This is a genomic window from Zunongwangia atlantica 22II14-10F7 (assembly GCF_002094855.1).
In the GTDB taxonomy this organism is placed as follows: Bacteria; Bacteroidota; Bacteroidia; order Flavobacteriales; family Flavobacteriaceae; genus Zunongwangia; species Zunongwangia atlantica.
In genome coordinates, this window is record NZ_ARYN01000037.1 from 1 (window position 1) to 6709 (window position 6709).

The window sequence follows — 6709 nt, forward strand, 5'->3', positions numbered from 1 at the left end:
GCGCTAAGACTAAAAAAAAGGCTTAGGACTAGAGTTCCAATAGATACAAGTTTTTTCATAGTACTTGATTTTAAGAATGGTTATACGTTAAGTTTTCCGGTATATCCAGAGGCTTGTAAGAAGGCTATTAGGGGTAATCATTTCTTTTTAAGATTTCACTCTAATAGCTATTTAAGCATCTGTTAACCTGATCTTAAGCTAGCAAAAACAAGTAGTCAAAAAAGGGCTGTAATTAAATCTGTGGATAATATAAATGCTGATATCAAATGATCATATATTTCAACAATTCGCATCAAATAAAAGGCTACAAGAGGAAGCAGTTGTTGATAATCAAAAAAGAGTTATTTACGAATTCAGAAAAAAACGCCAATCAGACAGTTTGCACTAAAAAAGTAGCAAAGAAAATGTATAAGAAATCAGCTTATGGCTACCCCTATTTCACCAAGAAATTGATCTCTCAAGAAATTAAAAAATTCTAAATTCCTAAATCATGTATAACCATCATAAACAAAAAAATATATTAGCTTGTATCAGTATGAAATATTATATATTAAATACAATCTATTCAACTTCCACATTCTGATATTTTGCCATCAACAACCAGCTTTTTACTTACATCAGTATTCACTTTTTCCTGAAATGATATTAATCCGAATTAGATTATTGATGAAATACTCAAAAAATTTATATAAGTAATTAAAATAATATAACGTACTTTTGATTTCATGAAAGGGAATATTTTTGGAATATTTGTATTTATATTCATAGGCATTTTTAGTATAAATGCTAAAAATGTAAATACTGAAAATTCCAAAATAGAAAGTTATCTAACTTCCTTAGACGCTAAGAGTTTAGATAACAATAGGAACTATAATCTTTGCGCTACATTATCGAATATAGGAATTGCCCCTGTATCTTCTCCTACCCATTCTCTCTTTAAAACTTCATATTTATCTTACGGAATTAATTCATATTCCGCATTAATTAATAGATCACTTGTACTCACTAATAATACAATCCTTTGTAATATTGAGATATCGAATTCTATTGATTTTTTCCTCTATTTAATTTTTCCTTTCCACTACCACTTATAGCTTTTTCAAGGTATCCTCATATAGTTTTTTTAAATTAAAAATACGATTGCCTTGAAAGCGAAAACAAAATCGTTTGATGGTGCAAAATGTTTATTGTTAATATTTCCCTTTATATTATTGGGATATTACTATCAGGTTAAGAATTTAGGGAACATTGAGTCCTATAGGATAAATTCTAATAAAACCTATAGAAGTCCCTGGGTTTATCAAAAATATCTTAACAGTAGGATATTTGCACTAAAAACAGATGCACAGATATCTTCGGAGATCATATATAAAATATATCCGTGGCTCCAAAGATTCCTAAAATTCACTTATCAGAATGGTTTTACAGTTAATATACCCTTCTTATTAAGTTACTATGGTTTATTTGATTACCGGTCGTTTTTAAAAATGACATGTTATATTTTTCATTCTTTTTGGTAAGTAAAACTGTTGATTGATAAAAATAGTTTTAATTAAAATTTACAAAAAAATGGATGTTTGGAATACCCTTATAGGTGTGGCCTTATTAATTTTATTTATAGGCCCTATAGCTTTTGCTATAACTACACAAAAAAGAAAAGAAAAGAAAAAGAAAGAAACCTTGATAAACTTTGCAAAGACGAGAGGCAAAAATGTCAATGAATTAGAAGTGTTACCAATTCTAGTTTTAGGTGTTGACTCTAAGAGAACTAGTCTATTTTTCACCAATGATAACATAAGGATTAATTATATAGATCTTGATCAGATTGCGGATGTACGGCTATCTGTCTTGTACACTGAAGATCCTAAAAGACATATAGAGCAAATCAGTTTATGCTTTTTACCAAAAAACATAGAAGAGGCAGAACATAAAATTATATTTTATTTAGAATCAGATGAAAATTGCATAGATCCAGAAACCGATCTATACATCGCTGAACAATGGCGCAAACGTCTTGTAGTACATTAAAAAAATCCCTCGCATCTTTTTATGATGCGGGGGTTTATCTCTTCCAATGAAAACTATATATTTTATAAGTGGTGCCGAAATAGCATTTACCGTATTCGTAACGATTTTGATATTCGGAGCTGATAAAGCACCTGGGATTATCAAGAATCTAAATAAGGTTTATAAATCTATAAAAAATACTTCACAGGATATCAAAAATGAAATTTATAATCAATCTGAAAAATCTGGATTGAATTCAAAAGTCTTTGATGATCTAAAAAAAGAAGTCTCTAGAATTAAAGATAAATTCAACAACCTCTAAGTTTAACTTCTATTTACTTCATCGATATATTATCTTTAATTATGTAAGTTTTTCAAAATTGGATGCAATCGTAGTCAATACAGCTTCCTTTTCAGCCAAAACGACTAACGTATCTCCTCCATCAATTATAGTGCTACCCGTGGGAGTTATAAACTTACCATCCCTAATAATCATCGCTATAATGGCCTCGGCAGGAAATTCCAATTCCACAATTTGTTTACCGGTAATAGAATGATTGAATGGTACTTCAATTTCACGCATTAAAGACTTGGAGTCTTCGGATAAAAATTTTTCTACTGAAGATCTCTTTTTAGCCACTTCCGGTAATGAAACTTTAAGCCAATCGGCAACTAAGCCTAAGGTAGTACCTTGCAAAAGAACCGAGCTAAGAGAAACAAAAAATACAATATTAAAAATTACTTGTGCTTTTTCTATACCTGCCAATAATGGATAAGTTGCAAAAACTATGGGCACGGCTCCCCGGAGCCCCACCCACGAAATGTATAATCTTCTTCTCATCTTCATTTTAAAAAATGAAAGACTGATAAATACACTCAAAGGCCTAGCAATAAAAATTAAAAAAACAGAAATAATGATCCCTATACCTACTACTGGTATGATCTCCGATGGGGTAACCAATAATCCTAAAGTAAGAAACATTACTATTTGCATGAGCCATGCCAATCCATCGAACATATTTACGACGGTTTGCTTATGAATGATTTTATGATTTCCCAAATAAACTCCACATAAGTATACCGCTAGAAAACCATTTCCTCCCAAACTATCGGTAGCTGAGAATGTAATAAACATCAAGGCTATTGCAAGAACAGGATATAAGCCATCGAAATCCAGCTTAATCTTATTGATAATTAGTTTGCATAAATAACCGAAGCCTAAGCCCAGGAGCCCTCCCAAAATTATCTGTTGTAAAAAAATCGGAAATATACTAGCAATGGAAGATGCAGGATTTTGCACAAGTCCTAGTAAAGCAACTGTTAAAAAATACGCCATGGGATCATTACTACCACTTTCTAATTCCAAAACAGGACGTAAATGATTTTTAAGGGCAAGATTTTTAGATCTTAAAATGGAAAAAACGGCTGCAGCATCAGTCGAAGATACTATAGCACCAAGAAGTAATCCTTCGTATATATTAAAATCCGTTAACCACCATACAATAGTACCTGTTAAAATACAAGTTAAAAGAACTCCCATGGTAGAAAGGACTACTCCTTGTCCCAGTATTGGCCGAATCGATTTCCAATTTGTATCAAGTCCTCCTGAGAAAAGGATGAAATTGAGCGCAACTATTCCGGTGAATTGAGCTATTTTTAAATTATCAAATTCGATCCCTCCAAATCCTTCCTTTCCGGCAAGCATGCCAACGGAGAGGAAAAGTATTAAGGTAGGCACCCCAAACTTATAGGAAGTTTTACCAACTAATATACTTATAAAGAGAAGGATTGAACCGATAAAGAGAATATTCTCTATGGTTATATACATTTAATAAATTATTATAAAATGGATTAAAAATAGATAGCTAAGTTATCAATCTTAGCTTAAATTTTTTTGTTATTTCTATTGGTGTATTGCATTAAATATGATTAAATGCTTACCAGAAAAGGTGATAGGGAAAGATTAAATTATAAAGAAATTTACGTTTATTACGTAATAAATATTGGAAATGTTTGTTAGAATAACTATTGGAAACAACGATAAGTGGAAATGATTTGAATCCCGAAAGATCTTGAAATCTATCTCTCTTATGAGTTTCCTGTAATTTTTTTAATTGTATAGTCTCTACTAAGTGCAAGGCATGAGTTTGCTTGCAAACCATCTGTTCTTTTTTTGAAGCGAAGGAAGAGTAACTTTGTTTTCGAAAAGAATCCGCTTTAGTTTCTTGTCTAAAAAAAATTGCCATTAAAAATAACAACAAGATGTAAGGTGCGGTAATTTTCATGGATTCAAATATAAGTAATTCTATCACAAATTAATCTAAAGAAGTTTGTAATCATTTAAAGTCCATGTTTGTAGACTATAAGAAATATTACCACTTAGATTAGAAACTGTACTATAATGAAAATAACCAACCCAATATATATCCAAAATATCATCGCTATTTTAGCTATCAGCCATTTTTATACCCAATCTTCAATAAATTAAAATCTTTATATCACATATTTAAAACTGTGAAATTAAAATTTTAACAAAGAAAATAACGTTTAAAATATTGATTGATCTTAAATCGAATACTGCCTTTAAGAATAAAATAAGAAGTAATAGCTTAGATCCTGTTCTATACAATCAATCATAAGTCCATAAAACATTCGTTAAAAAATAAGTATTCATATCCATATAGCTTGTATAAAAAACTTCGGCTATAGATCCTTATAAATTCTATTGATGAGTTTAAAAAATCGAAAAAAAATTAAAATACAGATAGTTATCCACGGCCCTTCCCTAGAATACACTATGCTTTTTTCTCCAAACAAATAGATGAAAAACAATACGATACTAACCAGATTGCCAATCTCTTCAATACATTTTTTTTATTTCCAAGAACTATTAACTTGAGGAATAATGAAGTTCCAACGATTAAGATCAATATATAGGTTAAACTCGGATTTAAATTTTATGGTGCCTTTATTAAGCCAATAGATTTAATGAGGATTATACTAAAAATACTTGGACTTATAGCAATATCACAGATATTATAAAGACAGTAACCATAGTTATTACAAGTTCAGTCAACGGAGTATCAATCTCTATAATCATTATACGCACATTTTTTACTCACCGCGTTTTTGGTTCTATATCAATGCTAAATTCAACAAAAGGCTTCCCTTCCAATATAAGTCTTGCAATTTCAAAATTATTAGGGGATTATATTTTTAAATTGATGATATAAACTTAAGCGTGCCAAAACCTTAATTTTAGCTTAAAATCTTTGGGAACCTTGCCTATTTATGTAGTTTTACCAAATGAAAGCAGCATTACTAGATCGACTCCGCTTTTTATTTCTCTTTTTTTTGCTGGTATCCTGTAGCCATCTAAAAAGCTCTGCTAATTCCCTCATCATTGAAAGGGATATGCTTTCAAAAACTTATACATGTACTCCATCGCAAGATCAAGACAAATTTGTACATCGCTATAAGATTACTTTTCGAGCTAAACGTGATGTTAAAGAATTTTTCACAGGTTTAAAATATGCCCCTGCAGTACATCTACCTAACTTTCAATTGTATCTCCCCTTTTATTATAAAATTAAAATTCATCATAGCCTTTACAGGTTTAAGCACTTATTATATTTGTTACCTTTTCATGGCTTTTGGTAATATTTTCCATGCTTTTTTATCATTATTCATTTTTATTACCTAATTATATCTAATAGATCATGGAATCTCCTAATATACGTATGATATTACCTGCTTTAATGCTTATTGCCAGTTGGGTTATTTTATTCTGGAAAAGTTTCAGACAACTAATCCCTGTTGTCGATACTAAACCAACTCTTGAAAAATTAATTAATTATAAACGATTAAAACGCGTCGGAGGATATTACTGGATTATATTTTCCATATTTATACTTATGACCATAATTTATTCACTACTTCCAGATTTCAGTTTTATTTTTTTACCTCTTGATTATTTTGATCATCCCTTAATTAACGAATTAGGGCTAATGCTTTTAAAAGTATCCATCATATGGATTATTATTGCTCAATTACAAATTGACCGAGAGCTTTATAAATATTCCCGGGAAATCAATAGTTTGGCAGCGATGGAACTTGTTCATTATTCCGAAAAAATGTTACTATCCGGAATGCTTGTATTATTTTTGGGGTTCTTTACTACTGTCACCAATATTGCCGGATTGATACTTGTTATTGTCGGTCTTTTTATTCATTTTAAAACTTTCGGGTTTCCTTATTCTCATCACAGAAGAACCTAAATATTTTAAGTCATAGCTATATTAACCTAGGTTTAGTTGCATAATCCATTTTAGGAATTATTGTGATCGAGTTGAAATGTATTAGAAGAAGTCCTAAGAACAAAGATTAATAGTAAAAATAAAAAATGCAATAATTGTCTTTGTCCGAAATCTGTCCGCTCCGTCAAAGAGCATAATTTGTAAGCACTACCTAATCAAGATCAATTAATATTCAAATGCGACAACGAGTAAGTTGACCATAGCATTTCCTCTCTCAACTCAATTAAGAAAAGTAAACCTATGTTTAAACTTGCATCCGTCTTTCGATAAAGTCTATATAGATAAGCCTATTTCCCCAAAAGATTTACATATTCTAGAAATAGTAAAAGTAGGATAAGATGTAGGAGGATTGTTTTTGGAAATATGCTCTTGGGCCATGAGATAAT

At 30.5% G+C, this 6709-nt stretch carries 4 protein-coding genes; 3 read left to right on the forward strand and 1 reads right to left on the reverse strand.

Translation table 11 applies throughout. The annotated features are described in order from the left end of the window. Positions 1 to 1569 precede the first annotated feature (1569 nt). Entirely contained in the window at positions 1570 to 2028 is a 459-nt protein-coding gene (locus IIF7_RS20120; RefSeq protein ID WP_084843483.1) for a hypothetical protein, read from the forward strand. Between the two features lie 46 nt (positions 2029 to 2074). Next, entirely contained in the window at positions 2075 to 2329 is a 255-nt protein-coding gene (locus tag IIF7_RS20125) for a twin-arginine translocase TatA/TatE family subunit (protein ID WP_084843484.1), read from the forward strand. 39 nt (positions 2330 to 2368) lie between these two features. On the opposite strand, the gene IIF7_RS20130 is transcribed toward IIF7_RS20125, so the two are convergent. Continuing rightward, entirely contained in the window at positions 2369 to 3835 is a 1467-nt protein-coding gene (locus IIF7_RS20130) for a potassium/proton antiporter (RefSeq protein ID WP_084843485.1), read from the reverse strand. Between the two features lie 1891 nt (positions 3836 to 5726). Here IIF7_RS20130 and IIF7_RS20140 point away from each other — a divergent pair. Beyond that, positions 5727 to 6284 carry a hypothetical protein gene (locus IIF7_RS20140; RefSeq protein WP_245801688.1) on the forward strand — a complete coding sequence of 186 codons (558 nt, stop codon included), beginning with the start codon at positions 5727 to 5729 and terminating at the stop codon, positions 6282 to 6284. Positions 6285 to 6709: the final 425 nt, after the last annotated feature.